Origin of the sequence: Citrobacter sp. Awk 4, assembly GCF_028069725.1 — a bacterium.
Lineage (GTDB): Bacteria > Pseudomonadota > Gammaproteobacteria > Enterobacterales > Enterobacteriaceae > Citrobacter_D.
Genome location: NZ_JANEWG010000033.1, coordinates 1 through 26,840 on the forward strand (window position 1 = coordinate 1; position 26,840 = coordinate 26,840).

A 26,840-nucleotide genomic window follows, 5' to 3' on the forward strand; every position below is an offset into this window, starting at 1 on the left:
GTGAACGTGCAAGGGAGGCTCGCCGCCGCCTCCCTTGCAACCCAGGCTCCCGGCGGGAAAATCGTCGCTTCGCGATACATTCGCCTTATGCCGTCTGCCTTTCGGGTCGGGGTCGAGCCTGCGTCCCGGCAGGCCGTCCCCTCCGCCCGCCTCCCTGCGGGCGGACCCGGTCAGCCGTCAACGCCTCATCGATTTTCGAGCCGGACTCAGGGGCCGCTTCAACGCCCTGACTTTCAGGTATATCCATTTTGCTGATTCAAGACGAAATTATTCGCAAAACCAGCATGTTGCCTCTATAGGGTAATATCTCACGGCTTTTTATTTCCGCACCCCATCAGGGTTCTTCTTGCCAGCGCTCCCCGACGGCGAGGATGTTCTGGACGGTTCCCCGCTGGACATTAGCCTGGGTCGTAAACAGCACCAGCGGATGCGATGACTCCTTTGCAAAGCAGGACATCACTTCAGTCATCAGGGAATCGAGTTCTTTCGTTCCTAAATCGTTGGGTTGCGCCTGCAATTGCCCCATCCACTGACTCTGCATCTGCTGCAACAGAAAGAAGTGCGACTCTATCTCGCGGCCCAGGCGGACGATTCGCCCTTCCGCCAGTGCGAGATCCTCTTCATTGCCTAACTTCCAGAGGCCAATTTCTCGCCAGGAGATATCGGGTTCCAGCTGCAATTTAATCGGCTCCCCGGTCGGAATACGCACCCCTCCCCCCCGGACGTACAGCTGTCCGTTGACCGCCTTCCACTGCTCGATCGGCACACTAAACACCAGCCCGCCCTCTTCGCCGGGTCGCGAGCGGATACCCAGTCGCGCAAATGCGCGACCAATCTGGCGGATTCGCACATCCAGCAACGAATCTCCCTTAATGCTAAGGCCGGCGCGCACCGGGCGTCCCCCCAACAATATCAGCTCAAGGTGCTCATCACGCCCCGCGGGCGTCAGCAGGTTCAGGCCAGGAATGGAGAACTCCCGGATATCCTGATAACCGAGTAATGCCGGGCGAATCTCCTGCGTCAATAGACGCAGACCGCGATAGTGTGTCTGGAACGGGATGCGGGCCACTAACCGCTTTTGCTCTTGCAGCTGGTTCGTCCAGCCCTTGAAGGTGCCTGCCTCTTTGATGGCAGCGAAGAGCTGCAACATGTCGCGCAGCCCCTGTCTGACCAACAACAGCGCGCGTAAGGTAATCTGCACCGCCGTCGCCTGCTGTTGCAGGGAACCCACCTGTGCCCAAAAACGGTGTAAATCATAGCGTCCCGGCAGGGGGCGTAATAGCGGAGCGGGCAGTTGCTCCAGTTCCGGGCCTTTTTGGGATTGTGTAACAGGAGAACCCAGAGGCGTCGTAAAACGCCGCCTCTGAAGCCCGTCAAGCGGACCGGTACGTGGGGAAGTATTAGCAACCTTCATGCATTACATCATCTGGAATAAATTCATCTGAGACATGTCCAGATAGGTTTTCTGTACCGCCTGCAGCGCGACCGCCGATTCGGTGAGTTCCATCGCCGCCTGGGCGTAGTCGAGGTCGCCAAACTGTCCCTGTAGCTGTTGGTTAAACATCAAAACATCGGTGTGAGAAAGCTGCATGTCGTCAACCATGTTCATGCGTCCCCCCAGCTCGGCAAGCTGCATGTTAATCGCATCCTGAAAATCGCCGACGGCGGTCAGCAGATCATCAGACGCCTGGGCAATCTGCTCCGGAGTCGCGTTAGGATCGCGCAGCACCTCCACCGTATCGTCGATGGTGTTGAAGATGTCATTACCGCTGCCGAAAAGGTGATCAAACGGGCTGAAGGCCGCGTCGATACTGGTGCCTTCACCCACCGGCACCGGACGCGATCCGTTATCGCCCTTATAGACCCAGGTGGTTTCACCGGTCACCGGATCGGTCTCTTCAACCAGAGGGGGTTGATCGGTGACATTGCCGCCAAACATATAGAAACCGGTCGGCGAGGTGCCATTGAACTGCATCGCCAGCGCCTCGTTGAGCTCTTCCAGTTCGGCCGCATACGCTTCCAGTTCTTCCGGTGAAGCCGTACCAGAACCAATATTGATCGCTATCTCAGTGACCCGATCGCAGATAGAGTTCATCTGGGTCAGATAGCTGTCGGCCGACATGAAAATGGACTCCAGATTGTTGAGGTTGTCCATATAGGTGTTGATCTGGTTTTCACTGTGGCGCAAGTCCTGAATGGCGCGGGCCGCCAGAGGATCATCAGAAGGGCGCAACAAGCGGTTGCCGGTGGCCATCTTCGCCGCTGTCTCGTAGTAACTGACGTTTGATTTGACCATCGCACTGTACATGGTCGTGTTCATCATGTTGGTACTGACACGCATAGGAGTTTCTCACAAGATAGTCGGACGCCTCTCCCGCCGTCAGGCCGGAGAGACCGCCATTAGAACATGTTCAGAACAGTGGTAAACAACTCATCGCTGGTGGCAATCACCTGAGCATTGGCGACATAGTTCTGCTGATAGGTCATCAGGCTCATCGCCTCCTCATCCATATTGACCCCGCTGACCGACGACCAGGAGTAATAGGCCTGTTCCATGGTGGTTAGCGCCATTTCGTAGGCTTCACGCGCACTGGACGCCGCGCTTGCGATATGACTGTAGACCGCGTTATAGCTGTCGTTGAAGGTGTAAGAGCCGCCCCCCAGTGAGTCAAACACAAAGGCCTGGTTCTGTACGTTCAGCATATTTTGCAGGTTGCTGTTGTCACCCGCGCCGCTGGTCGGCGAGGACGCAAAGGCCAGATCCGCATTGGTAAATCCTTCGGCGAGGGCGATGGTTCCTGCCGGATCTGCCGGATCATAGGTGAACATCGGTTTACCCTGATTGCCGTTGAGATCATAGCCAACCACTTGCCAGCTATTCATTGCGTCCGCGAACTCCTGAGCAAACTCGTCGACATAGGCCTGTGCGGGAATCAACTCTTCCTGATAGTACTCGTAGGTCGCGCCCAGAGCGCCACCGATATCCGGGTTGAGATAATAGACATCTTCACCAAAATGCAGCTCCAGCTTGCCATCGGAGGGCTGAGTGCCGGAGGTAAAACCGAGGGTCGCGGCCTCCCCCTGACTGACCAGCGGTTGTCCCTGAGGCAACGTGACCTGGATGGTGCCGTCACCACAGTCAACCACGCTGACATCGAGCATTTCGGAGAGCTGTAGCACCGCGACATCGCGCTTATCCTGTAAGGCACTGACATCCTGCCCTGATGCCATTCCTTCCTGGATCTGCATGTTTAAATCGGCAATTTGTTGGGTGAGCGAGTTCACTTCATTCACCATCGCCTGCATCGATTTGTTGACCTGTTCGAGCTGATTTTCCAGGTTGCCATTAATGTTATGCATCTGGTTGCACAGCTCACGGGAGGCATTAAGCACATCCTCGCGCAGCGCCGTGTTGCCGGGGTCCGCCATACAGGCGCTGAGCGCGGCGAAATAGCCGTCTAATCCCATGCCCAGGTTTCCACCGTCGGTCGCGAAGGTGTTCTCCAGGGCCAGCATATAGCTCGCATACGCGCCGCTGTAGCCCACTTCAGTACCGGCATCCCAGGCCTGCGCCACCAGATACTGATCGGAGATCCGCTGTACGCCATCGATACTCACGGTACCGTCTGCATTGGACGTCAGCGCCAGGGTATGCCGGCTGTAACCCGGCGTGCTGGCATTGGCGATATTACTGGCGGTGACGTTCAGCCAGGCCTGGGATGTCTGCAAGCCGGACATCCCGATCTGCGTCATGTTGCTCATGATGTTTTACTCTCGCTGTCCACTCGGTTGATAAAGGGATGGTCCTGGCTGGCATCCATGAGAGACACGCTGGCATAGTCATTCAAACCCTCTTCGACAACTCTGCCAGTTGTGTCCTCTTTCCCTTTAAGAGCGACATTATTCGCTGCCGACTTAAATTCCGCCGTCAGTTCGCCCTGCTGCTGGCTCTGGCTGAACTGCCTGACGAGCATCTCGGCCAGACCAAACTGCCCCTGAGCACCCAGTTGCTGAGCGAGTTGTTCATCACCCAGTTCACGATAAAAACGCTGAGTGTCGCTTGAAAACGGCGACTCTTCCGCCGCCAGCGCATCGGTGGCATCGCGCATATGCTTGAGTACCGTCTTGAGAAAATGCGTCTCAAACAAGGAAGCCGCCTGCTCCAGAGCCTCCTGCGGATTCTCCTGCTTGATCTTATTGAGGGATTGCAGGTCGTAGTAGGCTCTCTCGGATTGCTCGATAGACTTCATTTTGTTCACCTTGTTATATGACGATAAGGTCAGCATCTAACGCGCCAGCTTTATCAAGCGCTTGCAATATGGACATCAAATCGCTGGCGGTAGCACCCAGTTCATTCAACGATTTAACAATCTTATCCAGCGATGTCCCCTCCGGCATCACGGTTATCCGTGATTGTCCTTCGGTCATATTCACCGTAGAGCGGCGCACCTTCTCCGTCGTTCCACCCGCCAACGCATTCGGTTGGCTGACCCGGGTATCTTCACTGATCGCCACCGTCAGATTGCCATGCGTGACCGCCGCCTTTTTCACATAGACGGTATCGCTCATCACCACAGTACCTGTCCGACTGTTCAGGACAATGCGGGGACGCTGGCGCCCTTCCTTAACCTGAATTTCTTCCAGCATCGCCAGGAAATTCACCCTGGCGCTGGGGTCACTCGGTGCTTTGACCCGCACCGAACCGGCGTTGTAGGCCGAGGCGATCCCACCACCAAAGCGGGCGGTGATAGCGCTTTCGATATTGCGAGCCAAATTGAAGCTCGGCGTCTTAAGGTTCAGGCTGACGTAAGCATTGCCGGCGGGGCTGGCAGGCACCGCTTTCTCCACCACGGCACCGCCAGGAACTCTGCCGACGGTCGGCACATTCACCGTGACGCTGGAGCCATCGCTGCCTTCTGCAGAAGCGCCCCCGACCACCAGGTTACCCTGCGCAAAGGCGTAGACTTCGCCGTCAACACCGTAGAGCGGTGTCAGCAACAGCGTGCCTCCCCGCAGACTCTTGGCATCCCCCACCGAGGAGACGGTAATGTCGATGACCTGACCGGGCGAGGTCACATTGCTGATCTCCGCATGGATCGACACTGCCGCGACGTTTTTGGTTTTGGCCTGATCCTCTTCCTGGATCCCAAACTGGCGCAGCATGTTGCTCATGGATTGCGCCGTGAAGGTCACCTGGTTGCGATCCCCTGACCCGTCGAGACCGACGACCAGTCCGTAACCCACCAGCTGGTTTTTTCGCTCCCCGCCGATTTCAACCAGATTCAGCAGCGGCGTGGATTTGGTCTGCGCGAACGTGGGCAACAGGGCCAGCCAACATAACAGCACTATGCGTATGCTCTGTCTCATGTTCAGAATGGACTCAAAGGACTATAGAAAAACTTGGTCAGCCAACCCGGATTGTTGCTGTCGGACATGGTGCCCTCACCGGAATAGCTGATACGGGCATCCGCCAGACGCTGGGAGGAGACACGGTTCAAGCCATCAATATCTTCAACGCGCACCAGGCCACTCAGACGGATATACTCGTCACCCTGATTAAGCTTGAGCCACTTCTCGCCCCGCACATGCAGATTGCCGTTAGGTAATACGCTGGCGACGACCACGGTGATCGCGCCCTGTAACGAGTTTTTCTGGGAACTCTGGGCACTACCATCGAAGTCGCGATTCGCGTTAAGACTGCCCTTGAAATTCTTCGGGCTAAACGAACTGCTGCTCGCATCGGCCCCTACGGAGACATCACTGTTTTTGCCATAACTGGTGTCGGCCTGTTTGCTGGACGATGTTTTTTCATCCAGGGTGACGGTCAGCATATCGCCGACCCGGTAGGCACGCCTGTCCTGAAACAGCGTCATCACGTAGCTACGGTTGTACAGGGTGCCCTGGCTCGCATAAGTGACCGGCTGGGGCGTCAGTTGAGGAGGCGCGTAATTCTCCTCTTCCACCTGTTTTTTTTTGTCAAGCGAGGGCAATGTACAGCCCTGCATCAACAACACCGCTACCGCTATGGCGCACCATTTTGGCCTATTACTCATGTTATTCCTTACAGCATCCGGTTGAGGGTTTGCAGCATCTCATCGGCCGCTGTCATCACCTTGGCATTCATCTCATAGGCTCGCTGAGTGGCGATCATGTCGACCATCTCCTGCGCCACGTTAACGTTGGCGCCTTCCAGCGTCCCCTGTTTGATAATCCCAAAATAATCTTCGCCCGGAACACCTTCGTTGGGCGCACCCGAGCCCTGCGTCTCGATGAAGAGGTTCCCACCGATAGGCTCCAGACCGCCTGGGTTGATGAAACTGGCCAACTGGATGTTCCCCAACTCTTCTGGCTCGGCAGAACCCGCCACGACAGCCGAAACAGTTCCGTCAGTACCAATGCTGATACCGGTGGCATTCTCGGGGATCGTTATCTGCGGGATCAGCGGCAAGCCAGAGGCATTCACCAACATGCCATCGCTGTTGATATGGAACTGACCATCACGCGAGTAAGCCGTGGTGCCGTCCGGCATCTCTATCTGAAAGAAGCCCTTGCCGATGATGGACGCATCGGTTTCCGCCCCTGTGGTGAGGGCCGTCCCCTGCACAAACATCTTCTGGGTTCCAACGACCTGGACACCGGTCCCGATCTGCAAGCCGTTTGGACGCTGGTTCTGCGCGTCCATCTGCGCGCCTGCCTGGAACTGCTTCTGATAGAAGAGATCGTTGAATACCATCCGATCCTTCTTAAAGGCGATGGTGTTCACGTTGGCCAGGTTGTTGGAAATCGCCGTCATCTTGGCGTCCTGGGCCGTCAGACCTGTCTGACTGACAAAAAGAGTACCTTGCATTACTTTCTCACTTAATTAGTTATCAGGCGGGTCTGATGAGACGCGTCGAAGCCTGGCTGAGCTCTTCGGCGGTTTTCATCATCTTGACCTGAAGTTCAAACTGTCGACTGGTGGTGAGGATGGCGACCATCTCTTCGACCGGATTGACGTTACTGGCTTCCAGGAAACCACTCGCGACCGCCACCGTATCATCAGCGGGAAGGGTCGCCGCCGCGGTCCGGGGACGGAAGAACCCCTCCGCGTCTTTGACCAGATTCGCCACTTCCGGCTTCACGCGTTTGAGCGTTGCCACTTCCAGCAATACCTCTCCCCCGGAATCGGGAACCACGCTGACCCGTCCCTGCTCGGTGATGCTGATCGACCGGTAATCGGGGATCTCAATCTGCTGGCCATCCATGTCGAGTACCGGGAATTGACCCAGCATCAGGGTGCCCTGCTCATTGACATGCATGCTGCCAGCGCGGGTGTAACGCTCCTGACCATTGACCTGCACAGCCAGCAGTCCTTCGCCCCGGATACCCACATCCAGCTCATTACCCGTGTGCTCCAGCACCCCAGGCGAAAACTTGCTTCCCACGCCCATTGGGACCGCGATATGGCGTGTGGAAAAGCCGTCGCCGCCCACCGCGTAGCTGTGGGCCCGCTCATAATCGGCGCGAAACCCGGTGGTATTGACGTTGGCAAGGTTATTGGCGTGCACCTGCTGAGAGAGCATGCTGCGATTCGCCCCGCTCATGGCGGTGTAGATCAGCTTATCCATCAGATGGCCTGCATTAACACTTGATCAAGCTGGCTCTGCACCGCGATGGCCTTGGTGTTGGCCTGGTAGTTACGTTGCACTTCCATCATGTAAACCAATTCGCCCGTGACGTTGGTAGAGGAGTTCTGCAACGACTGGGACTCAATACCCCCGTATACGCCGGTGCCTGGCGTACCGTACAGCGGCATACCGGAGGTCGAGGATTGCGTCCAGCTGGTGTTGTCTGCCACGGCGAGTCCTTCCGGGTTCGGGAACGTCGCCAGCACGATTTGCCCCTGAAGCATCGTCTCGCCGTTGGAGTAGGTCGCATAAATATTGCCGTACTCATCCACCGTCACACCGGTCTGCTCGCCCGACGGGTAACCGTTGGAGGAGTTCAACTGGTTACTGAACGCCCCCGCATACTGGGTGGTTTCGCTCATATCGACATCGATGGTCAGCGTATTGGCCCCCTCAAGCAGTGGATCGCCGGCGGGAATGCTCAGGGTAAAATTGCCGCCGGAAACCAGGTTGCCGTTCGCGTCGAACTGCAGGGTTTGTGGTCCGGCAGGCGTGCAATAGCTATTCGCATCCTGACCATCCACATAAACCTGCACTTCCCAGGTGCCGTCTGCCGTCTTGGTGTAGTACTGAGAGACGGTGTGCTGGTTACCCATCGAGTCATAGACCACCGTCGAGTTGGTGCTGTGATAACTGTTAGGATCGGAAGGGTCGAAAGTGGTGGCCGCACGATCGATCGGCTCTGCGTTCTGATCCAGGTTCATCCCCAGATCCACTTCGCTGGTTGACTGGGGAGGCATTGAGCCGTTATCCAGTTGCAGATCGCCCAACTGACCGGTCATTACGTTGCCGTTTGCATCGACCGGGTAGCCCTGTACCCGATTGCCGTTGCTGTCGACGATGTAGCCGTCTTCATCCTGATGGAAGTTGCCCGCGCGGGTGTAGTAGACCTGGCCGTCGCTCCCCTGGGTGATGAAGAAACCATCCCCGGTAATCGCCATATCGAGGTCGCGCCCGGTGAAGGTGGTGGTGCCCAGCGCGGAAAAGTTCTGGGTGGTATAGCCCGACGAGACCCCCGCAGCCTGACCGCCCGCGTAAAGCGCCGAGAAGGTGGTGGTGGATTCCATGTAGCCCACGGTTGCGGCGTTGGCGATATCCATGCTGATGGTGTTCAGGCTCTGGCTGGCGGCATTCAGACCGCTTACCGAGATTGCATAACTCATAGTCTTTTACCCTCTGTCGTTTCGTCTCCACCTTGCGTGGGGGGAGCGCTAATCTTCGAAATATCAAACAACGGCACCATGCCGACACCCTCAACATCCAGCATTAAGCCTTCCTGACCCTTGAGGGTCACAGAGTTCACGACGCCACTGAAATAGGTCGGTGTTGTGCTAATTTCATCGCCGATCACCGTCTCGGCTTCGATACGATATTCGCCTTCGGGCAGACCCAGCACGTTGCCATCCAGCACAAATTGTTTCTCGCCCGCCGTCTGTGGTCCCAACGTGACGGTGCCCACTTCCGCATCAAACTCGTCATAAATCCGGATGCTGACGTTGTCGTAGTCCTTATCCAGCACCAACTCCCCTTCCAGCAGGGTATCGGGACCGAGGGTGACGGTGTCATCAGGCGCGGTGACCGTGTTGCCGATCAACTGCTCAGTCGAGACCACCAGGTTGTTTTCCGCCACCGCATAGAGCGCGTTCATCGTCATGCGCATGTATTCCATGCTGGTCACCTGGGCGAACATCGCCATCTGGGTGACGAACTCGGTGCTGTCGACGGGGTTGGTGGGGTCCTGATAGGTCAACTGCGCGAGCATCAGGTCGACGAAGACGTTGGCCACCTGAGGAGGCGGCGTCGTCTCCTCCGAGCCGGTGTCATCATCAGGCTCAGACGGGGTCTCCGTCGTGGATTCAGTGACAGCCGCCGTTGGCGGGGGCGTTGCGCCCTGGGTGCCCGGTGCGCTCATGGGGGCGACCATGCCGTTGACCTGCGACAGCATGTTCTGAGCGCCCGGCAAGCGATTACCCGGATAGGTGTTCACAGGGTTGAGACCCGCCAGATTCATCAGACCCTATCTCCCAGACGCAGCAGGCTTTGTTGCATGCTCTTAGCCTGATTCAGCATCTCGACATTGGCTTCGTAGTTACGCGAGGCGGAAAGCATGTCGGCCATCTCCTCCACCACATTGACGTTGGAGTAGTACACAAAGCCCTCGGCGTCTGCCAGCGGATTATCCGGCTCGTGACGCTTCTGGACGGGCTGATCGGCCTGGACTATCCCCATAACCCCGACGCCAGCAGAGGCGGCTCGCTCGGTGACGTTAAGCGTGGGATCATTGTAAATCGTGCTAAACACGGGCTTCAGGGAGCGATAGGCCCCGGCTTCGCTGCCGCTGACTGCGTCGGCATTGGCCAGGTTGCTCGAAATGGTATTGAGCCTCAGGCTGTTCGCGTTGATGGCCGTACCCGCAATATCGTAAATTTTTCCGAAGGACATGGCGTGTTTCTGTCTCGTCTTATCTGTCTAATGTTGAATGATTATTTGCCGTCGATGGCCGTCGCGAGCCCGTTAAACTTGTTGTTGAGAAACTCCAGACTGGTCTGGAAATCCATCGAATTCTCGGCAACCCTCGCCTGTTCGATACCTGCTTCTACCGTATTGCCATCACGGCTCACCTGATACGGCTGGCGATATTTCAGGTTCATTCCGGTCTGCGTCATGCTCATGGCCGGGATAGGGGCGACGATGTCATCCGGGGAGGAACCCTGTCCCTCGGGGACAGCGAGTCGAAACTCCAGATCCCGTGCCGCATAGTTGGGGGTATCAGCATTGGCTAGATTACTGGCCAGGACCCTGCTACGCTCGACGCGAAAATTGAGCGCCTCTGGATGAATGCCAAGCGCTTTTTCGAAGCTAATTCCCATCCATCCTCCTCCTTACAGTTCAGTAGAGATGAAACGACATACGCACTTAGCAATTATCGGGCCAACATTTAATTTTTGTCGCACCCGCCAGCGGGGGGCGCAATTCCCCTCACGCCTGATGGGGATTTTTCTCGCCGTTGCGTTATTACTATTCTGTGGGAAGAGCCTTGCTTCAACGGCATTGCCAGCACAGCCCACGACTGTCGATTCGACCGCCCCGCGCAAATCGCCGACGCCCGGCGTCGATCCCACGGCCCTGAAGCAATTTGTTCACGATTACTGGCAACAGCGCTTTACCCAACATGCACAGCGCGTCAACTGGCGTGATTACCAGTGGCAAATCGAGGTCAGCATCCCCGATGCGGTCAGTAAACTTCCTCCCTGCCGTCAGCCATACCAGCCCGAAGACTCCCAGGTGAAGTTCCCCGTTGGCCGACACTCCCTGCGTTTGCGCTGCCCGGACTCCCCAGGCTGGGTCATTACGACCCGCAGCCAAATCTCTGTTCTGATGCCCGTCGTCGTTGCACGGGTAGCGACTGGACAAGAGCACTATCTGCAGGAAAGCGACCTGGCCGTTACCCAGGTTCTGCTCACGCCCCAGATGGACGATGTGTTGACCTCCCCTGCCCAGGCCATTGGGCGTCGCCCCCAGCGCTCGCTACGAGCAGGTCAGCCCGTGCGAAACAGGATGCTTGAAGCAGCGATGTTGGTACGCAAAGGCGACAAGGTGAATCTGACGCTGGCAGAAGGTGAGATGGCTATTTCCATGCAGGGGACGGCCCTGCAGGACGGACAGAAAGGGGAAACCATCAGCATTAAAAACGAAAAAAGCGGAAAGGTTATTTCCGCTTCGGTCTCGGGTCCCGGCCAATTGCTGATCCTCAATGAGGCACCGGTGGCAAACCCTCAACATTAAAACGGCATGTTTATTGCTTATCTCATCGCCCACTCGTCGGCGGGTGGAGTCCTCTCCCGGGGAACATAGTTTTAAAGAGAGCAATAAACGATGTCTGACACATGCCTGACCCAACACCTCGCCATCATCGCCAGTCGCTGGCCAGCGCTGGCAGCAATGCTTAGCCAGACGCAGCCACTGTCATCGGCAAGCATCATGGAAGGGCATTGCGGAACCCTGCTGGTCGACGGGATCCAACTCACCAGTCGCCACAACCGGATAAGCGAGGCGCAGCAACAGGCAAATAGCCTGCCCGTAAAGCCGCATCTCAACGTCTATGGCGTCGGGCTTGGCGATTTGCCGCGCATCCTGCTGCAACGTTCCACGTTGACGCAACTCAATGTCTTCATTATGAATCGCGCCCTGTTCCTGCTGACCCTGACGCTGCTGGAAAACCAGGACTGGCTACAGGACCCCAGAGTCTGCCTGGCATTGGCCGCCGACGAAGACGAGATTCGCCTGCCCTTCTTTGCCTTGCCTGGCGAGTTGCGCCTGGCGGAAGAGGCGTCAAATGGGATACGTGATCGCCTGATCAGGGAAATCTCACTTCCTCATACCAATCGTCGTTACGAGCAACATCTCCCTGCGCTGCGACAACGGCTTGCCGACAACCGTCATCTGCTCAAGCGAGACGGTAATGTGGCCTCGCTCTTTGGCAGCGCCTCAAATCGCCAGGCGCTCGTCATCGGGGCTGGCCCCACCCTGAAGTCGCATCTGCCCCGATTACAGGCGCTGCAATGCCTGGCGGAACGACCGCTGCTGATTGCCGTCGACACCGCCTGCCGCGCGCTGTTTGCTCATGACATCCAGCCGGACTGGGTGGTCTCCATCGACCACCTGATTGATGAAGAGAAACTTCCGCCTGCGGACTGCGGGTTGGTGTATTTTCCGCTGGTCCCCACCCGAACGTTGATGGCCTGGCGCGGAAAACGGCTGGCGGCTTATTCCAGCAGCCCCCTTTATCAAGGGCTGCGTAAGTCGCAGCCGAAGGCGCTGCTCTATTCGGGAGGAAGCGTTATTCATCCCGCCGTCGATCTCGCGGTGCAGATGGGCTGTCGGGACGTTACCCTGCTGGGTGCGGACTTTGCCTTTCCTGGCGGGGAAACCCATACGGGCTGGGCAGTCGGCGCCCTGAATACCACGCTGGATCAGGCAAAACATTGGGTGCTGAATGGGCATGGTCAGCGCATCAAAACCAACATCAGCTTTACCGGCTATCGTATTCAGCTTGAACGCTATATTGCCGCACATCCTGAGGTTTGCTTCTGGAACGGCAGTCGGGAAGGCGCCAGGATTGCGGATTGCCGTTACCATCCGGAGTTCACCGCATGACAATCGCCTCACAGATAACGAATCTTGCACAGCAGTTCCGCCTGGGCATGTCACTGGATGCGGCAATGGCGCTTCCGCCCCTGATGAAATCGTTGCTTCCTCTGCTCCCTTCGCTTTCGCCAACGGCGCAGCGTCAGTTACCGCAGATAATGCAGGCTGTCCTCGCCTGTCAGGAACGCGAAGACTGGCTGGGACTTGCCGACTGGCTGGAATATGAATTACTCCACGTTCTGTCAGGCCCAACGCAGCCCCCCGCAGAATGAGAAATTGAATATTTTTCGTAAAAAATGCGATCATGGCTAAAGTCTGGCCGTAAAACGGTCGCTTATTTGACTTAACCAGAGTGCTACGTGGGTTCTGTCGGGGCCAACCAGCATATCGTTTCGTCAGCTTGTTCAGAGTGGCTTGATTATGAACATTACATCACCAAACGGGAGCTTTCCCGAAAACTCACTTCAGAGTGCCTACGCTAAACCAACGCAGGTAGCGTCTGAGATCGCGGCAAGTGAAAAGAACGTGCCGCAGCAGGTCAACGCGCCAGCAAACGTCGCTAACAATCAAAAGCTCGGAACACAGGGATCGCTTGACGCGCCATTCACCCTGCCGTCCGAAGAGTTTCCTGCCGAGGTGCCAGTGAATGCCCCTGTCTCCGCAGCACTGGCCCGGGCGCTTGCCGATGAGCTTCGCCAGTTTCCCGATATTGATCATGCCAAAGTGGCTGGCGTCATGGAGCAGCTCAACAGCGATAAGTTTGCCGTGAGCACCGATGCCCTCGCAGACGCCATGATGAACTTCTATCAAAGTGGGAGATAAGCTGAGGTGAGCAACGCTACCGATCGCGTCCGCCAGTTGATTGTGGACATCAATCAGGATGTTGTCTCCTGGCAGCAGATGGAACTGTTGCTTAAGGAGCAACACAGCAACCTGATTCGCCGCAATAATCCGGCTATCCATCACAACAATGAACAGCAAGTGCAGCTGCTGGATACTCTGCGTAGCCGGGCCGAACGGCGTGTACAGTTGCTGCACGCCTTCGGATTACAGGCCAGTACGGACGATCTGAAACGGCTGGCCAACAAATTGCCAGCGACCATTTCAGCGAAGTTGATCGATCAGTGGCAAACCCTGGAAACCAGCGTCGTTCGCTGCAAAAAACTCAATGACCACAATGGCCGACTGCTGGCGAATCAACAACTGTTGATCCGTAAACTGCTTAACACGCAAGAAGACTTCTACCAGCCAGCGACCTGATGACGCCCGTCACTGCGACAGAGGAGCTTCTCCCGTTTCTGTCGCCCCATCCCCTAAGCTCTCCCTCTTGTGCGCCTTATGAAACAGCATAATCGACTACAAATAATCATTTAATCTTTATAAATTGTTTAAAAATCACCCAACCGCATAGATATGCTCAGGTAAGTTCCTGAGAAAGACGTCATGTCTCTCGTATGTACAGCTTCAGTTAAGTTAACTCTGCTTTAATTTCTCGTAAATTTTATTGTGTTCCCTTCTCGTCACTGACGTTTTATTCGCTCATAACAGGTATGTATTCGTTCAATGATCTTGCTGCTTGAATCAGATAAAGTGTGCGCAGACGAAATTCTCACTCATCTCAGTGAAGAATATGCTCGTCGCGTTGTCTGGCAGCCAGGTTTGCAGGACATCGCCACTCTCAGCACCACTGTCCCGAGTCTGGTCATTCTGGGCCGCGGTCTTTCTCAGGTGCAGGCCCTTAGCTATATTCGCCAGTTGCACGCGATACCTATCCTGTTAATTAGCCCAATGGATCAAGCCGAATGGGCCAGCACAGCGTTAGGCAACGGCGTCAGTGATTATTTGCTCTATCCCTTTAGTCTCCAGCAACTGACCCAACAGATAACCAGTCTGCTTAATGCAAACTCGCTGCAGACCCGCGGCATGATCATGAGTTCGCCGGCCTCCCGCCGTCTGCTGACGATGGCGCATCGGGTTGCCCTGGCCGAAGCTCCCGTGCTTATCAGAGGCGAAACGGGGACGGGCAAGGAGATGTTGGCCCAATTTATCCACACCAACTCCAGCCGGAAAACGGGTCCCTTTGTCGCCGTCAACTGCGCCGCGATCCCCGAGAATATGCTGGAAGCCATCCTGTTTGGCTACGTTAAAGGGGCGTTCACCGGCGCTTACACCGGACAAGCCGGTAAGTTTGAACTGGCCAACAACGGCACCCTGTTTCTGGATGAGATTGCAGAGATGCCCCCTCCTTTGCAGGCCAAACTGCTGCGCGTGTTGCAGGAGTGGGAAGTCGAACGTCTGGGAAGCAACAAGGTCATTCCCCTTAATATCCGACTCATCACGGCGACCAACCAGAATCTGCGGGACGCGGTGAGTCAGGGGCGTTTTCGCGAGGATCTTCTCTATCGTCTGGATATCCTGCCGCTGGTCATTCCTCCCCTGCGCCAGCGCCGGGAAGAGCTGGAGCGTTTGATCGCTCACTTCGTGCAAAAACACGGAGATCAGGCATTTGCACCCGCCATTAAATTGAGTCCGTGCGCGCAGAAAGCCTTATTGGCGCACAACTGGCCGGGCAATATTCGGGAACTGGAGAACCGCGTACAACGTGCGTTGGTGATGTGTCGCAGCACGGTGCTGCTCGCTGCTGATTTCGATTTACCTTCTGTTCCATCCACGCAGGAAATTATTGTTGCTGCCCCACAAACTCAGGTTGAACTGACCCCTTCGGCCTCCCTACAGGAGAGCCGCAAACACGGTGAGTTCCAACACATTTTAGACACGCTACGCCATTGCCGCGGACACCGGAGTATGACGGCCAAAGCCCTTGGCATCACACCCAGAGCGCTGCGGTACAAACTCGCCGAGATGCGACAACGAGGCATCATCACTGATGATGCGTAACCCGTTTTTTTTTATTTGGTCACGCTATGAACACAATAAATGACACACAGCAGGCAATGATGCAGCGGATGACGACGATGCAAACCGCGGCTCAGCAGCCACTGATTGCCTCTCAACAGCAAAACAACACGCAAAACACGTCCTTTGAGAGTGTCTTTCATGCAGCTCTAAATGGGGTGGACCGCCACCAGCAGAACGCGGCCAACCTGGCGACGCAAATCGAAACCGGCGCCAGCGACGATCTGACGGGTGCGATGATCGCCAGTCAGAAAGCCAGTCTCAGTTTTTCGGCCCTTACCCAGGTCCGTAACAAACTGATGACGGCCTATGACGAAGTCATGAAGATGCCTTTGTAAGGTCGGGGACGTAGTGAGTAACAAATGAGGCAAAAATTCAAAACGATTTGGGAAAATATCAGCAAACCGCTGCCCGCCATCACCACCTTACGGAATAAAGTTCCCCAGCTTATGCTACTGGGCATGTTGACCTGTCTGATAGCGGTACTCGTCGTACTGTTTCTCTGGTCTTCCCAGGGGAATTATCGGCCCCTCTATGGTCAGCAGGAGCGCTTCGACAGTGCTCAAATCATGGCCATTCTCGATCAGGAGCGCATTGCTTATCGTCTGTTAGAAACAACCGGACAGGTGCTGGTTGAAGAAGATAACCTGTCACAGGCGCGAATGTTGCTGGCGGCAAAAGGGGTGCAAGCCAAACTGCCGGTGGGGCTGGAGTCACTGGAGCAAGAGTCAACGCTTGGAACCAGTCAGTTCGTTGAAAATGCCCGTTACCGTCGTGGGTTAGAGGGAGAGCTGGCGCGTACCATCATGAGCATGCAGGGCGTTGATTATGCCAGGGTCCATCTGGCTATCCCGGATAAAATGATCTTCCTGCGTGGCAATGAGGAGCAACCTTCCGCCTCCGTTATGCTTGAGCTTTCCGCTGCAAACTCCCGGATGGAGCCAGGGCAAGTGCTCGCTATCGTGAATCTGGTTAAAGGCAGCGTCTCCAATCTCACCGTCGAAAACATCTCTGTTGTCGATCAGTATGGTCATCTGCTGACACAGGATCTCAACGATGAACTTTCCGGAACCCGGTTGACCAGCAATCAGCTCGACTATCAAAAGCAGGTCGAGCGCAGTTATGAACGTCGCGTCAGTGAAATGCTGCAACCTGTGCTCGGCGCCAACAATTACAAGGTGCAGGTCACGGCACACCTGATTTTCGACAGCGTGGAAGAGACCCGTGAGTCTCTCGACAAGAGTCCTGTCGTACGCGAAGAGCGTTTGCAGAAAGACGCCTCACAGGGAGGCCAACTGAGCGGTATCCCTGGCGCCCTGAGCAATCGACCACCGGTCACCGATCCACAGCAACCGGGCAATCAGGCGCAAACGCCCCCCGCCACAGCTGAGCGTCTGGTGAATGAGAAAGATGAGCAGCAGCGCCGCTATGACGTGGGACGCACGATCACCCACACCAAATACCAGCAGGGTCGTCTGAATAATCTCAGTGTCTCCGTGGTCCTGAATCAGACCGTTTCACCGGAAAAAGGCTGGAGCGCTGAGCAACTGAGCAATATCCGTCAGATGGCGCTGGATGCGGTGGGCTTCGATCAGGCGCGGGGCGATCAGCTCAGCCTGAATGTGTTCCCTTTCTCGGAAGATGGCATCAATCCTGCGCTGGATAGCGCATGGTGGCAGGAGCCGGTGTTGCTGATCTACGCCCGTTATCTGGTCGCTACCATTCTCGGTCTGTGTCTCATCTTCTTCGTTATCCGCAAGTTGATGCAGCACCTGATCCAGCGCTCCCCGACGAATGGCGCGGATAACGAGTCTGCCACGCGGGTAACGTCCGACAAGAGAGAAAGCGAAGAGAGCGAATATTTCAGAAAGCACAACCGCAATCTGGCGTTTGATAAAGTTCGCTTAAATGAACTTCCTGACACCAATTCGCCTTTGCGGGATAAATTGGCCCACTTGCAACTGCTGGCGGACCATGACCCCAAACGCGTCGCCGAAGTCTTAGAACAGTGGATGAATAGCAGGTGATTACCAGCCATGAATGAAGAGTACGAGCAACAACCGCTCAAAAGTGCCGAACAGGCAGGTCTACTGCTGTTAACACTGAGCGAGCACCAGGCTGGCAACATTCTGCGCAGCCTGAGTCGGGAACATGTACAGGAAATCGTCCGGGCTATGGCGGAAGTGGGACATGTCAAGAATCAGCATCTGGACATGGCATTGCAGCGGATGTTCATCGACTATCGCGAACTTAGCGGCATCTCTCGCGCCTCCCGTGGTTTTCTTGAGAAAACGCTCGATGTCGCCCTTGGGCCAGAACTGGCGAAAGGGGTGATCAACGACGTTTACGGAGAACAAATTCGGGAAACCATGCATCAGTTGCAGTGGATCTCCCCTACCCTGATCGCCGCCAACCTGCAACATGAAATGCTGCCGTTGCAGGCAACGTTCCTTGCGTTGTTACCGCAGGACGTCTCTGCCGAGGTCATGAAGTTTCTGCCGCAGGCGCAGCATGACCGGTTGATTCTGAACATGGCTAACCTGCGGGAAATTAACCAAAACATGGTTGCGGAGCTGGAGAAAATCATTCAGCAGTGCCTGACCATGGTCCAGCAGGGCGTTCAGACGTCGGTGAGCGGTGTCGAACAAGCGGCGGGCCTGATTTCCCGTTACCCAGGCAACAGCGCCAAATTGCTTGAGACCGTGCGCGAGCATGACCAGGGACTGGCCGAAGAAATTGAGAACAGCATGTATCGCTTCTCCATTCTGGAGCGCCAGTCAGAGGCCACTATTGTCAGACTCTGCCAGGAAGTGGAGCCAGAGGTGTGGGCCAGAGCGTTCAAAGGGGCGTCGCCATCCCTGCGCCAGGCCATATTGCGCTGCCTGCCGAAACGCCAGGCCAATGCGATTCAGGAGCAGATGCAGGTCATGGGCGGCCTCCCGGCCAGTGTGGTCAGAGGCGCAGAAGCGGAGATCATGGCCAAAGTGCGTGAGCTCATCGCAGAGAATGAAAATGCAGAAGGAGGAGAGACTTTCGAGTTTCGCCTCTTTGAAGAGAAAGTGTTGGAGTAACCCATGCCACGGCATAGCAAAAAAGACGGACCGCCACGCAGTGTCCATCGCTACCATTTTCCGCCCTTATCCCAGCAGGAGCCCCTGCCGGAGGAGCAACCCTATGCCTCCCCACAACAGATCGCGGTCAAATATCAGGCTCTGATGGAAGAGGGTCGCGATGCCGGTTTCGCTGAAGGTCTGCGCCAGGGGCTGGAGCAAGGCCATCCTCTGGGACAAGAGCGTGGATTTCAGGTGGGCATGCAGGAAGGGCGAGAAGCCGGGAGCCAGCAGGCTTACGAAGAGAGCAAACCTAAACTGGATGACGCGTTTCATCAGGTCGGCCAGCTCTATGATGCCCTTGAGGCCACACTGCAAGAGACGCTGACCGGACAAAGGGAAACGCTCTGCCGCCTGATTTCACAGATCTGCCGACAGGTACTGCGCGCCGAACTCGCGCTCAATCCGACGCAGATCCTTGGGCTTATCGAAGAGACCCTGGCGATGTTACCGAAACCGCAGGGCGCTGTTTCTATCCGCCTGGCCCCAGGCACCCACGCGCAGCTCAAGGCATTTGCCCCGGAGTCACTAAACCACTGGGATCTGCAACCCGATCCCCTGCTTTCCACCGGCAGCTTCCATATTCAGACGGGGCTCGCTGAAGCAGAAAGCCAACTGGATTCCCGCATCGATCAGTGTGTCGATCAGTTGCGTCGTCAACTGGCCGATACCCCTGAACTGCATGCGTTGGAGGCTCCTGCCATCGCGGCGGACAGCCCGACGATATCCTCAACGATCACGCCGCATAACTTGCCGTGGAGTCAGGAAGAGACCTTCTCTTCCCTTTCGCTGCCCGCAGACAAGTTCAGCGACGAAGACTTAAAAGCCTGAGCCCATGCGCGCCCTGCAAACGTTGCTTAATCAACTTGAAAAGGAAGAGTATCGGGTTCCTCCCGCCCAGATTTACGGGCGGCTGGTGCGCGTCACTGGCCTGCTGCTGGAGGTGACAGGGTGCCCGCTTTCCATTGGTCAACGCGCGCTCGTTGAAACCGGGAATAGCACCTGGATAGAGACGGAAGTGGTGGGTTTTAATCAGGAGCGCACGTTTCTGATGCCCGTCGAACAGGTTACCGGTCTGTTCCCCGGCGCCCGCGTCTCGCCGCTACAAGATGACAGCGAACTGGTGGTCGGGCCCGCGCTGCTCGGTCGCATCCTGGATGGTCTGGGTCGCCCTCTGGACGGTCTTGGCCCTCTGACGGGTGAACGCATCCCTTTGCATCAGCCGCCGCTGAATCCGCTCGCACGCCAGCCCATCACCACCCCTCTGGATGTCGGCGTGAAGGCTATCAATGGCGTATTGCCGCTGGGTCGCGGCCAACGCATCGGACTGTTTGCTGGCAGCGGCGTGGGCAAGAGCGTGTTGCTCAGTATGATGACCCGTTATACCGATGCCGACGTGGTGGTGGTCGGCCTGATTGGGGAGCGCGGACGCGAAGTTGCCGAATTCCTGCAACATACGCTGGGGGAAGAGGGACGCCGCAAGGCGGTTGTCGTGGTCGCCCCCGCCGATGTCTCTCCCCTGCTCAGACTCCGGGCGTCTCAGGTCTGTCACCGGATTGCCGAAAGCTTTCGCGATCAGGGCAAGCACGTGTTGCTGTTGATGGACTCCCTGACCCGTTATGCCATCGCCCAGCGCGAAATCGCCCTGTCGCTGGGTGAACCGCCTGCCACCAAAGGATATCCCCCTTCCGTCTTCACCCAACTGCCGCAACTGGTGGAGCGGGCGGGCAACGGCTATCACCCGCAAGGCAGCCTCAGCGCCATCTACACGGTGTTGGTCGAAGGGGATGACCATAACGATCCAATCGCGGACGCGGCGCGGGCGATCCTCGATGGTCACATTGTCCTGCGCCGTGACATCGCCGAACAGGGAATTTATCCGGCCATCGATGTCGCCGCGTCGGCCAGTCGCGTTATACCGTTGATCTGCTCCCCCGCCCAGGTCAAGCAGATCCAACGGTTTCGCCGCTATTACAGCCTGTATCAACAGGTGCGCGAGCTGATCCCACTGGGCGGTTATCAGGCCGGTCACGACGACGAAATGGACACCGCCGTGACCCTGTTTCCGCAGATGCTGGAGTATTTACAGCAGCCTGCCCAACAGGGGGTAAACCTGCAACAAACCCAGACGTTGCTACAGGCGCTAATGGAGGAAGATAAACGATGAAATCCTTGAGTACATTGCACCGACTGCAAAGCCACAAACTGGACAATGAGAGCAAGGCGTTGACGACGCTGGAGACGCGCAGCGTCGAACTCCAGCATTCGCTGGACATCCTCGGGCAGTATCGCCGCGAAATGTCGCGCCTGCCTACCTACGGTTCGGCCTTTGCCCTGCATAACCGCAACATCATGCACCGCCAGTTGGGCGACCTCATTGATAAGCAGCACGAAGAAAAGGTCGCGCTCAAGCTCTCCATCGCGCAACAGAAGAAAGTCGTGCTGGATGCTTTCGTCGCCAGAAAAAGCAGCGAGATCATTCTCGAACGACAGCGGATCCGCCAGTCCTTTGAAACGCAAAGGCAAGAACAAAAGATCCTGGATGAGCTGGCGCTCAACCAGGTACGGCTCGCTGCGCGGGATAAGCGCTAAGCCATAACCCCATCACAACCCTTTTTGCACCCTATTGAGACACCATTATGCGTAAGCCACTTAAGATCGCCATTGATGACGGTTCGACTAACGTCAAGGTCAGCTGGATAGCCAACAAAACCCTGAAAAGCATCATCTCGCCCAACTCCTTTCGCAAAGACTGGAAGAGCGCCGCCTTGCTCAAAGGTAAGATGGTCTACAACTACGAAATCGGGATCAACAAATACACTTACGATCCGACGTCAGAGAAGTCCCTCTCCACCACCCACATCGACTATCAGTATGGCGACCTGAACCTGCTGGCGGTGCATCACGCCCTGCTACAGACCGGTCTTCCGCCTTGCGATGTGGCGATCACCGTGACGCTGCCCATTACCGAGTACTATCAGCAAGATGACTGTCAGCGCAACGAAGCGAACATTGAGCGCAAAAAGCAGAACCTGATGCGCCCTATCACTCTGAATAAAGGGGAGTTGTTCAACATCGTCAGCGTGGATGTGATGCCCGAGAGCCTACCCGCTATCCTGACCCGACTGGTCAATTCGGGGGTTAACCCGTACACCAAAACACTGGTCATCGACTGTGGCGGAACGACCCTGGATATGGGGTTGATCGTCGGCGAATTTGACGAAGTTTCCGAGGTCTACGGCAACCGCGCGCTCGGTGTCTCTCTGATCACGGATGCCGCCCGCACCGCGCTGGCCGCCGCCGATAGCGACTCCAGCTATCTGGTGGCAAACGAACTGATCAAACACCGCCACGATGATGTTTTTGTGCGTGAAGTCATTAACGATGAGTCGCAGATCCCGCGAATTCTGGAGAAACTTGAGCGCAAAATTGAGGAGTTGGGGCACTTCGTTGCCGAAGAGGCGAAAAAATTTGCCCGCAACCCTAACAGGGTCTATCTGGTCGGCGGTGGCGCAAACCTGATCTACCCCACCATTCAGGCCAGCTATCCCACCCTGGGCAAACGCGTGATCCTGGTCGAAGAGTCCCAATTCGCGCTCTCACGCGAAATCTGCCTCTACATTAGCGATGAAGATAAAGTGTTCAGCGAAACGCCGATCGAGTCAGAGGCAAGCAATGACTAATTCAGTCAGGGAAGTCCAGGTCACCCTCACGCTGGATCCACAGCAGACGAGTGATAATCTGGCGCTGGCGACATTACAGCGCTGGTATCAGCGCGCTGAAATCCTGAACAAAGAGACGGACAATTTTGACTTCTTCAGGCTGCCGTTGCACAAAGATATCTATCTGTCAGGGTTGCTGCTGTGCCTGCTGGAACCCAATCTGGTCAAATATCTCGCCCGACATCTGCAATCCCACAACCTGAACAGCGAGTTCCTCCAGCACAGTCTGGAGGAGCACCAGCTCATCGCGGGTCTCAGGGCACCAGCGACGGAGCCGTCCGGCCCGTTCACGCCGGACGAGCTGGCCACCCAGATTGCCGATAAACTCTCCCCTTTGCTCAGCGCGCTGGATACGTCGACGAGTCAACATGAACAGCGTGAGGCGTTGCAAACCCAGGTCACTAAGCTGGCGCAGCAGTTACAGAAACAGAACAAGCTTTTACAACAGCAGGCCCTGCTGCTTGAAAAACTGACGCAGGCTGGCGGGCAGGTTCAGTCCGAGCCGACACAGAATCCTCCCTTGCCTGCTCAGGTTTCCGGGGTGGTCCAGCGACATGATCTGTCAGAAACGGCAGCCAAAGTGCGCAAAGTCAGGGCGAAAGGCATCTTCTGACCCCCGCCGATGTCGCTTTACCCCATGCTCAGGGCAAACATTGTGTTATTCACGATGTTTGCCCTACTCACCCTCATTTGTTGCGGAGTTCCATCATGTATCTACTCTGTCTGTTGCTGTTACCACTGCCCGCGCTGGCAGCGCCCCTGAACCAGGATATTTCCGCCTTCAAACCCTGGTTCATCACCTGCCTGGCCGTTCTGCTGATCGGCGCCGTGGTCTTTCTGCTGGCAAGGAAAAGAGCTCGCGGGAACTGGCGAAGCGGCGCAGAGATGCGGATCCAGTCGGTACTGTCGTTAGGTATGAAAGAGAAACTGGTGCTGGTGCAGGTGGAAGATCAACGGTTGCTGCTCGGGATCACGCCACAACAGATCACGTTGATCAGCAACCTGACCCGGGAAAACCCTCAAGCTTCCCCGGCGGAGTTTGCGCAAGTCTTTGAGACCCTCGGCGCATCCGCCAGCGAGAAAAAATAGTCCGCGATGACTCAGGGCGACAGGGTCTCAGGTTTTTCGGGGTTCTCCGGCGTCACCCGATTCCACTGGCTCAGGGGTTCAATGCTGGAACGCCAGGGCAGAGAGGTCGTCTGCGCCGGGGTCTCTTTCTTCGCCGCCTTATCCTGAGCGTTCTTGTTGTCGTTTGCCTGACGCGCTGAATAGAGATCCACCGCTCCCGGCGTTTTCTGCCACAGCCCCACGCCCCATCCCAGAGTTTCCAGATCCTTGTCGGGGAGCGCTCGCCGCTTCGCCATCCGGGGAGGCGCTTTCTCTTGTGGCTGGGGGAGTGCGTCACTGCGCGTCCCCAGTACCTGGCGCGCCCGTTTACCCCATCCTGCAGGCAGCAACAGGGCAATGCGGCTGCCCTTAGGGGCGACCGCATTTTCCAGCCCCGCATTGTAGTAACTCAGATCTTCCGTACTGCGCCCGAGTTTTCTGGCAAGCCACGCCAGACTGATACCATCTTCAACATGCAGAGCGACCAGGCGGGAGGCCTCGGGCACCGCGGGCAACTGCAGATGACCGCTCCGGTATAAGCGTACCAACGCCAGTAACCGGGGCACATACTGTCGGGTTTCATCCGGCAAGGACAAGGACCAAAAATCGGTCTGTCTGCCCTTCCCTTTGTTTTGCTCAATGGCATCCTGCACCGTCCCTTCCCCGGCATTGTAGGCAGCCAGTGCCAGTAACCAGTCACGTCCGAACAAGTTATACAGATAACTCAGATAATTGAGCGCCCCGCGGGTGGAGGACATTAAATCCTTGCGCCCGTCGAACCAGTCATGGCGGATCACGCCATACTGTTTCGCCGTTTTTGGCATCAATTGCCAGGGACCGACAGCCCCCGCAGGCGATTCGGCATACGGGTCGTAGCCACTCTCGACAAGCGGCACAAACAGCAGTTCCAGCGGCAGTTTTCGCCGCTGGAGTTGGGTGACGATAAAGCGAATGGAGGGGGCTGATCGCGTCATCAGCCCCTGGATCCTGACCGCTTCTTTGCGATAAAGACTCTCATATAACGCCACATCCGGGTGACGTGACTGCCAGTTCATGGCTGTTCCCTCCCCCTGTCGGGGGGGAACTTCCTGCGCCATCAGCGGGGCTGACAGGAAAAACAGCCCCCAGGCCAGTATCGCCTTAACCCAGGATCCCTTTGACTTCGATATGGAGTTCATCGGGAACCTCGTTAAATGACAGAACGTGCAGCCCTTTGGCAAAGGTGCGGGCGTAACGGGCGAGCAGAGGGCGTAATTGTGGTAACACCAGCAAGATCGGCGACCACCCCTGTAACGACATCTGCTCCTTCACGCTGGGCATACGGTTTTGCAACTGCGCCAGCAACTGCGGCTCAATGGGGAAGCTGTCAGCCGGTACGCCACCGTTACGCTGCGCCTGCGTCGCGGCATTGAGCAGAATGTTCTCCAGTTCGTCAGAAAGGGTGAAGACTTGCACCGTCGTCGTCGTCCCGATCAAACCGTGCAGGATAGTGTGGCGCAGGGCGCAGCGGACTTCGGCGGCAAGTAACATCGGATCTTTGGTGATTTCGGCCCCATCCACCATGCTCTGGGCGATCGTCCGCACGTCCATCAGGGAAACCTGATCGGTTAATAAATTGCGATAGACCTTCAACTGCTGGTTCGCCGTCAATTTAGCACTAAGATCCTCGGCCAGTTTGGGGGCCAGTTGGCTGAGTCGCTGCTGGAGATGGTGCACATCGTCGAGCTGCAACAGGACGCCGATATTGCTGCGAATGACCTTACTGATGTGAGTACCAATGATGGTGGCAACATCGACGACGGAATAGCCTAAGTTGAGCGCTCTGGCCTTGTCGGCAGGTTGGATCCAGACCGCATCCATGCCATAAACCGGTTCCTTAGCCAGATAGCCTGGGATCTCCCCCAGCAACTCACCGGAGCTTATCGCCAGTAGTCTGTCCAGCATGACGTCTGCCACAGCGACCTTGACCCCATTGAGATAGATGGAGTACTGGTTTGGTTTGAGCCCCATGTTGTCCCTGACCCGGACTTCGGGCAGCAGAAAACCGGCTTGCTCGGAAAGCGTCTGACGTACGCCGCGCAGGCGTTGCAGTAATTCAGCCCCTTTATCCCGGTCGACGAGGTAGATCAGCTGATAACCCAATTCCAGCCTGAGCAGATCGGTATAAGGAATGTCTCCCCACCCCAGCTCATTCTCGATGGGGCGGGTAAAGCGCTCCATCTGATCCTGGTCGGCGGGTGAGACTTTTTCGGCTTTTTGTTTTCGACTTCGCCAGGCGGCATAGCCCAGGATACCGGCAAACAACAAGAAGACCAGCGTCGGCATCCCCGGCACCAGCCCCATCACCAGCATCACGGCGGCGGCAGTCATGATCACCGGCGGAGAAGCCAGCAACTGCTCACCGAACTGGACGGTGATATCTTCGTCAGAATCGGAGACGCGGGTGACGACGATAGCCGCAGACACCGCCAGCATCAGCGAAGGAATCTGCGCGACCAGACCATCACCGATGGAGAGCAGGCTATAAACGCCCATGGCCTCAGAGAAGCTGAGTCCATGCTGAAAGACCCCGATGGCAACCCCACCGAAGAGGTTGATAAACAGGATCAAAAGACCGGCTATCGCATCCCCTTTGACAAACTTAGACGCACCGTCCATTGAGCCATAGAAGTCGGCTTCGCTGGCAATCTCGTCCCGGCGCTCCTTGGCCTGGCGCTGATCAATCATCCCGGCATTCAGATCGGCATCGATGGCCATCTGTTTACCAGGTAAAGCATCAAGGGTAAATCGGGCGGCGACTTCCGAGATTCGCTCGCTGCCCTTGGTGATAACAATAAAGTTGATGATCATCAGGATGAAGAACACCACCATCCCCACCACATAGTTACCGCCAATCACCACCTTACCGAAAGACTCAACAACTTTACCGGCGGCATCGGGAGACTCATGACCAAACTGCAACACCACGCGGGTTGATGCCACGTTCAGACACAGACGCAGCAACGTGGCAATCAGCAGTACGGTCGGAAAGATCGAGAAATCGAGCGGTCGCCGGACAGACAGCGCGACCAGCAACACGATGATGGAAAGCACGATATTGAAGGTGAAAAAACCATCCAGCAAAAACGCGGGCAATGGCAGCACGATCATCGCCATCAGCGACAGAATAA

Annotated in this window: 29 protein-coding genes; 15 read left to right on the forward strand and 14 right to left on the reverse strand. The window is 56.5% G+C overall.

Going from position 1 to position 26,840, the window contains the following annotated elements:
• Window positions 1-334 precede the first annotated feature (334 nt).
• From NNO04_RS14695 to flgB, 12 genes are read right to left on the reverse strand one after another with little or no spacing between them, the layout of a single operon-like run.
• Window positions 335-1,414 carry a hypothetical protein gene (locus NNO04_RS14695; RefSeq protein WP_271445298.1) on the reverse strand — a complete coding sequence of 360 codons (1,080 nt, stop codon included), beginning with the start codon at window positions 1,412-1,414 and terminating at the stop codon, window positions 335-337.
• A gap of 3 nt (window positions 1,415-1,417) precedes the next feature.
• Window positions 1,418-2,341, reverse strand: coding sequence for a flagellar hook-associated protein FlgL (gene flgL / locus NNO04_RS14700; RefSeq protein ID WP_271445299.1), 924 nt, complete (start codon window positions 2,339-2,341; stop codon window positions 1,418-1,420).
• 59 nt (window positions 2,342-2,400) lie between these two features.
• Window positions 2,401-3,762, reverse strand: coding sequence for a flagellar hook-associated protein FlgK (flgK, locus tag NNO04_RS14705; protein ID WP_271445300.1), 1,362 nt, complete (start codon window positions 3,760-3,762; stop codon window positions 2,401-2,403).
• On the reverse strand, window positions 3,759-4,250 hold the full coding sequence (locus tag NNO04_RS14710) for a rod-binding protein (protein ID WP_271445301.1): 492 nt from the start codon (window positions 4,248-4,250) through the stop codon (window positions 3,759-3,761). The genes flgK and NNO04_RS14710 overlap by 4 nt, the downstream gene beginning before the upstream one ends.
• Window positions 4,251-4,263: 13 nt before the next feature.
• Window positions 4,264-5,367 carry a flagellar basal body P-ring protein FlgI gene (locus tag NNO04_RS14715; RefSeq protein WP_442870738.1) on the reverse strand — a complete coding sequence of 368 codons (1,104 nt, stop codon included), beginning with the start codon at window positions 5,365-5,367 and terminating at the stop codon, window positions 4,264-4,266.
• Between the two features lie 2 nt (window positions 5,368-5,369).
• A complete protein-coding gene (gene flgH / locus NNO04_RS14720) occupies window positions 5,370-6,053 on the reverse strand; it encodes a flagellar basal body L-ring protein FlgH (protein ID WP_271445303.1) in 684 nt (227 codons plus the stop codon).
• A gap of 8 nt (window positions 6,054-6,061) precedes the next feature.
• Window positions 6,062-6,847: a flagellar basal-body rod protein FlgG gene (gene flgG / locus NNO04_RS14725; RefSeq protein WP_271445304.1), complete on the reverse strand. Its 786-nt coding sequence runs from the start codon at window positions 6,845-6,847 to the stop codon at window positions 6,062-6,064.
• Between the two features lie 22 nt (window positions 6,848-6,869).
• Window positions 6,870-7,583: a flagellar basal body rod protein FlgF gene (locus tag NNO04_RS14730; RefSeq protein WP_442870739.1), complete on the reverse strand. Its 714-nt coding sequence runs from the start codon at window positions 7,581-7,583 to the stop codon at window positions 6,870-6,872.
• A gap of 23 nt (window positions 7,584-7,606) precedes the next feature.
• Window positions 7,607-8,830 (reverse strand): flagellar hook protein FlgE, encoded by a 1,224-nt coding sequence (gene flgE, locus NNO04_RS14735; RefSeq protein ID WP_271445306.1) that lies wholly within the window; start codon window positions 8,828-8,830, stop codon window positions 7,607-7,609.
• Window positions 8,827-9,678, reverse strand: a complete 852-nt coding sequence (locus NNO04_RS14740) for a flagellar hook assembly protein FlgD (RefSeq protein WP_271445307.1) — start codon at window positions 9,676-9,678, stop codon at window positions 8,827-8,829. The genes flgE and NNO04_RS14740 overlap by 4 nt, the downstream gene beginning before the upstream one ends.
• Window positions 9,678-10,109 carry a flagellar basal body rod protein FlgC gene (flgC, locus tag NNO04_RS14745; RefSeq protein WP_271445308.1) on the reverse strand — a complete coding sequence of 144 codons (432 nt, stop codon included), beginning with the start codon at window positions 10,107-10,109 and terminating at the stop codon, window positions 9,678-9,680. Before flgC ends, NNO04_RS14740 begins: the two co-directional genes overlap by 1 nt.
• 41 nt (window positions 10,110-10,150) lie before the next feature.
• The gene (gene flgB / locus NNO04_RS14750) at window positions 10,151-10,537 is read right to left on the reverse strand and encodes a flagellar basal body rod protein FlgB (RefSeq protein ID WP_271445309.1); all 387 of its coding nucleotides are present in this window, start codon (window positions 10,535-10,537) and stop codon (window positions 10,151-10,153) included.
• A 28-nt stretch (window positions 10,538-10,565) separates the two neighbouring features.
• Between flgB and flgA the strand changes: the two genes are divergently transcribed.
• The 15 genes from flgA to fliO all read left to right on the forward strand — a co-directional run bounded on the left by flgA (window position 10,566) and on the right by fliO (window position 23,652).
• Entirely contained in the window at window positions 10,566-11,453 is an 888-nt protein-coding gene (flgA, locus tag NNO04_RS14755; protein WP_271445310.1) for a flagellar basal body P-ring formation chaperone FlgA, read from the forward strand.
• Window positions 11,454-11,543: 90 nt separating this feature from the next.
• Window positions 11,544-12,824, forward strand: coding sequence for a motility associated factor glycosyltransferase family protein (locus tag NNO04_RS14760; protein WP_271445311.1), 1,281 nt, complete (start codon window positions 11,544-11,546; stop codon window positions 12,822-12,824).
• Window positions 12,821-13,087, forward strand: a complete 267-nt coding sequence (locus NNO04_RS14765; protein ID WP_271445312.1) for a hypothetical protein — start codon at window positions 12,821-12,823, stop codon at window positions 13,085-13,087. The genes NNO04_RS14760 and NNO04_RS14765 overlap by 4 nt, the downstream gene beginning before the upstream one ends.
• A gap of 148 nt (window positions 13,088-13,235) precedes the next feature.
• The gene (locus NNO04_RS14770) at window positions 13,236-13,637 is read left to right on the forward strand and encodes a flagellar biosynthesis anti-sigma factor FlgM (RefSeq protein WP_271445313.1); all 402 of its coding nucleotides are present in this window, start codon (window positions 13,236-13,238) and stop codon (window positions 13,635-13,637) included.
• Window positions 13,638-13,643: 6 nt separating this feature from the next.
• Window positions 13,644-14,075 carry a flagellar protein FlgN gene (locus NNO04_RS14775; protein WP_271445314.1) on the forward strand — a complete coding sequence of 144 codons (432 nt, stop codon included), beginning with the start codon at window positions 13,644-13,646 and terminating at the stop codon, window positions 14,073-14,075.
• Between the two features lie 303 nt (window positions 14,076-14,378).
• Window positions 14,379-15,713 carry a sigma-54-dependent transcriptional regulator gene (locus tag NNO04_RS14780; RefSeq protein ID WP_271445315.1) on the forward strand — a complete coding sequence of 445 codons (1,335 nt, stop codon included), beginning with the start codon at window positions 14,379-14,381 and terminating at the stop codon, window positions 15,711-15,713.
• 26 nt (window positions 15,714-15,739) lie between these two features.
• Window positions 15,740-16,069 (forward strand): flagellar hook-basal body complex protein FliE, encoded by a 330-nt coding sequence (gene fliE, locus NNO04_RS14785; protein WP_271445316.1) that lies wholly within the window; start codon window positions 15,740-15,742, stop codon window positions 16,067-16,069.
• A 24-nt stretch (window positions 16,070-16,093) separates the two neighbouring features.
• Window positions 16,094-17,758, forward strand: coding sequence for a flagellar basal-body MS-ring/collar protein FliF (gene fliF / locus NNO04_RS14790; protein WP_271445317.1), 1,665 nt, complete (start codon window positions 16,094-16,096; stop codon window positions 17,756-17,758).
• Between the two features lie 9 nt (window positions 17,759-17,767).
• Window positions 17,768-18,802: a FliG C-terminal domain-containing protein gene (locus NNO04_RS14795; protein WP_271445318.1), complete on the forward strand. Its 1,035-nt coding sequence runs from the start codon at window positions 17,768-17,770 to the stop codon at window positions 18,800-18,802.
• A 3-nt stretch (window positions 18,803-18,805) separates the two neighbouring features.
• Window positions 18,806-19,672 carry a FliH/SctL family protein gene (locus NNO04_RS14800; protein ID WP_271445319.1) on the forward strand — a complete coding sequence of 289 codons (867 nt, stop codon included), beginning with the start codon at window positions 18,806-18,808 and terminating at the stop codon, window positions 19,670-19,672.
• A gap of 4 nt (window positions 19,673-19,676) precedes the next feature.
• Complete coding sequence (locus NNO04_RS14805) at window positions 19,677-21,008, forward strand: FliI/YscN family ATPase (protein WP_271445320.1); 1,332 nt, start codon at window positions 19,677-19,679, stop codon at window positions 21,006-21,008.
• On the forward strand, window positions 21,005-21,433 hold the full coding sequence (locus NNO04_RS14810) for a flagellar FliJ family protein (protein WP_271445321.1): 429 nt from the start codon (window positions 21,005-21,007) through the stop codon (window positions 21,431-21,433). The genes NNO04_RS14805 and NNO04_RS14810 overlap by 4 nt, the downstream gene beginning before the upstream one ends.
• 47 nt (window positions 21,434-21,480) lie before the next feature.
• The gene (gene parM, locus NNO04_RS14815; protein ID WP_271445322.1) at window positions 21,481-22,524 is read left to right on the forward strand and encodes a plasmid segregation protein ParM domain-containing protein; all 1,044 of its coding nucleotides are present in this window, start codon (window positions 21,481-21,483) and stop codon (window positions 22,522-22,524) included.
• Entirely contained in the window at window positions 22,517-23,176 is a 660-nt protein-coding gene (locus NNO04_RS14820; RefSeq protein ID WP_271445323.1) for a hypothetical protein, read from the forward strand. The genes parM and NNO04_RS14820 overlap by 8 nt, the downstream gene beginning before the upstream one ends.
• Before the next feature lie 95 nt (window positions 23,177-23,271).
• Window positions 23,272-23,652, forward strand: a complete 381-nt coding sequence (gene fliO / locus NNO04_RS14825) for a flagellar biosynthetic protein FliO (protein WP_271445324.1) — start codon at window positions 23,272-23,274, stop codon at window positions 23,650-23,652.
• Between the two features lie 11 nt (window positions 23,653-23,663).
• Here the strand turns inward: fliO and NNO04_RS14830 are convergent, their stop codons facing one another.
• Together NNO04_RS14830 and NNO04_RS14835 are read right to left on the reverse strand one after the other, a co-directional pair.
• Entirely contained in the window at window positions 23,664-24,848 is a 1,185-nt protein-coding gene (locus tag NNO04_RS14830) for a transglycosylase SLT domain-containing protein (protein WP_271445325.1), read from the reverse strand.
• Window positions 24,811-26,826, reverse strand: coding sequence for a flagellar biosynthesis protein FlhA (locus tag NNO04_RS14835; protein WP_442870740.1), 2,016 nt, complete (start codon window positions 26,824-26,826; stop codon window positions 24,811-24,813). The genes NNO04_RS14830 and NNO04_RS14835 overlap by 38 nt, the downstream gene beginning before the upstream one ends.
• Window positions 26,827-26,840: the final 14 nt, after the last annotated feature.

What these genes read in the sequence shown, in the direction of transcription:
- flgB (WP_271445309.1), bottom strand. Translation starts at nt 10,537, where the DNA reads ATGGGAATTAGCTTCGAAAAAGCGCTTGGCATTCATCCAGAGGCGCTC.
- NNO04_RS14695 (WP_271445298.1), bottom strand. Translation starts at nt 1,414, where the DNA reads ATGAAGGTTGCTAATACTTCCCCACGTACCGGTCCGCTTGACGGGCTT.
- flgA (WP_271445310.1), top strand. Translation starts at nt 10,566, where the DNA reads ATGAAACGACATACGCACTTAGCAATTATCGGGCCAACATTTAATTTT.
- flgK (WP_271445300.1), bottom strand. Translation starts at nt 3,762, where the DNA reads ATGAGCAACATGACGCAGATCGGGATGTCCGGCTTGCAGACATCCCAG.
- NNO04_RS14760 (WP_271445311.1), top strand. Translation starts at nt 11,544, where the DNA reads ATGTCTGACACATGCCTGACCCAACACCTCGCCATCATCGCCAGTCGC.
- NNO04_RS14780 (WP_271445315.1), top strand. Translation starts at nt 14,379, where the DNA reads ATGATCTTGCTGCTTGAATCAGATAAAGTGTGCGCAGACGAAATTCTC.
- fliF (WP_271445317.1), top strand. Translation starts at nt 16,094, where the DNA reads ATGAGGCAAAAATTCAAAACGATTTGGGAAAATATCAGCAAACCGCTG.
- NNO04_RS14710 (WP_271445301.1), bottom strand. Translation starts at nt 4,250, where the DNA reads ATGAAGTCTATCGAGCAATCCGAGAGAGCCTACTACGACCTGCAATCC.
- fliO (WP_271445324.1), top strand. Translation starts at nt 23,272, where the DNA reads ATGTATCTACTCTGTCTGTTGCTGTTACCACTGCCCGCGCTGGCAGCG.
- parM (WP_271445322.1), top strand. Translation starts at nt 21,481, where the DNA reads ATGCGTAAGCCACTTAAGATCGCCATTGATGACGGTTCGACTAACGTC.
- NNO04_RS14835 (WP_442870740.1), bottom strand. Translation starts at nt 26,826, where the DNA reads ATGGCGATGATCGTGCTGCCATTGCCCGCGTTTTTGCTGGATGGTTTT.
- NNO04_RS14810 (WP_271445321.1), top strand. Translation starts at nt 21,005, where the DNA reads ATGAAATCCTTGAGTACATTGCACCGACTGCAAAGCCACAAACTGGAC.
- NNO04_RS14730 (WP_442870739.1), bottom strand. Translation starts at nt 7,583, where the DNA reads ATGAGCGGGGCGAATCGCAGCATGCTCTCTCAGCAGGTGCACGCCAAT.
- NNO04_RS14830 (WP_271445325.1), bottom strand. Translation starts at nt 24,848, where the DNA reads ATGAACTCCATATCGAAGTCAAAGGGATCCTGGGTTAAGGCGATACTG.
- NNO04_RS14795 (WP_271445318.1), top strand. Translation starts at nt 17,768, where the DNA reads ATGAATGAAGAGTACGAGCAACAACCGCTCAAAAGTGCCGAACAGGCA.
- flgC (WP_271445308.1), bottom strand. Translation starts at nt 10,109, where the DNA reads ATGTCCTTCGGAAAAATTTACGATATTGCGGGTACGGCCATCAACGCG.
- NNO04_RS14765 (WP_271445312.1), top strand. Translation starts at nt 12,821, where the DNA reads ATGACAATCGCCTCACAGATAACGAATCTTGCACAGCAGTTCCGCCTG.
- NNO04_RS14740 (WP_271445307.1), bottom strand. Translation starts at nt 9,678, where the DNA reads ATGAATCTGGCGGGTCTCAACCCTGTGAACACCTATCCGGGTAATCGC.
- fliE (WP_271445316.1), top strand. Translation starts at nt 15,740, where the DNA reads ATGAACACAATAAATGACACACAGCAGGCAATGATGCAGCGGATGACG.
- NNO04_RS14805 (WP_271445320.1), top strand. Translation starts at nt 19,677, where the DNA reads ATGCGCGCCCTGCAAACGTTGCTTAATCAACTTGAAAAGGAAGAGTAT.
- NNO04_RS14770 (WP_271445313.1), top strand. Translation starts at nt 13,236, where the DNA reads ATGAACATTACATCACCAAACGGGAGCTTTCCCGAAAACTCACTTCAG.
- flgE (WP_271445306.1), bottom strand. Translation starts at nt 8,830, where the DNA reads ATGAGTTATGCAATCTCGGTAAGCGGTCTGAATGCCGCCAGCCAGAGC.
- flgH (WP_271445303.1), bottom strand. Translation starts at nt 6,053, where the DNA reads ATGAGTAATAGGCCAAAATGGTGCGCCATAGCGGTAGCGGTGTTGTTG.
- NNO04_RS14820 (WP_271445323.1), top strand. Translation starts at nt 22,517, where the DNA reads ATGACTAATTCAGTCAGGGAAGTCCAGGTCACCCTCACGCTGGATCCA.
- flgG (WP_271445304.1), bottom strand. Translation starts at nt 6,847, where the DNA reads ATGCAAGGTACTCTTTTTGTCAGTCAGACAGGTCTGACGGCCCAGGAC.
- NNO04_RS14715 (WP_442870738.1), bottom strand. Translation starts at nt 5,367, where the DNA reads ATGAGACAGAGCATACGCATAGTGCTGTTATGTTGGCTGGCCCTGTTG.
- flgL (WP_271445299.1), bottom strand. Translation starts at nt 2,341, where the DNA reads ATGCGTGTCAGTACCAACATGATGAACACGACCATGTACAGTGCGATG.
- NNO04_RS14800 (WP_271445319.1), top strand. Translation starts at nt 18,806, where the DNA reads ATGCCACGGCATAGCAAAAAAGACGGACCGCCACGCAGTGTCCATCGC.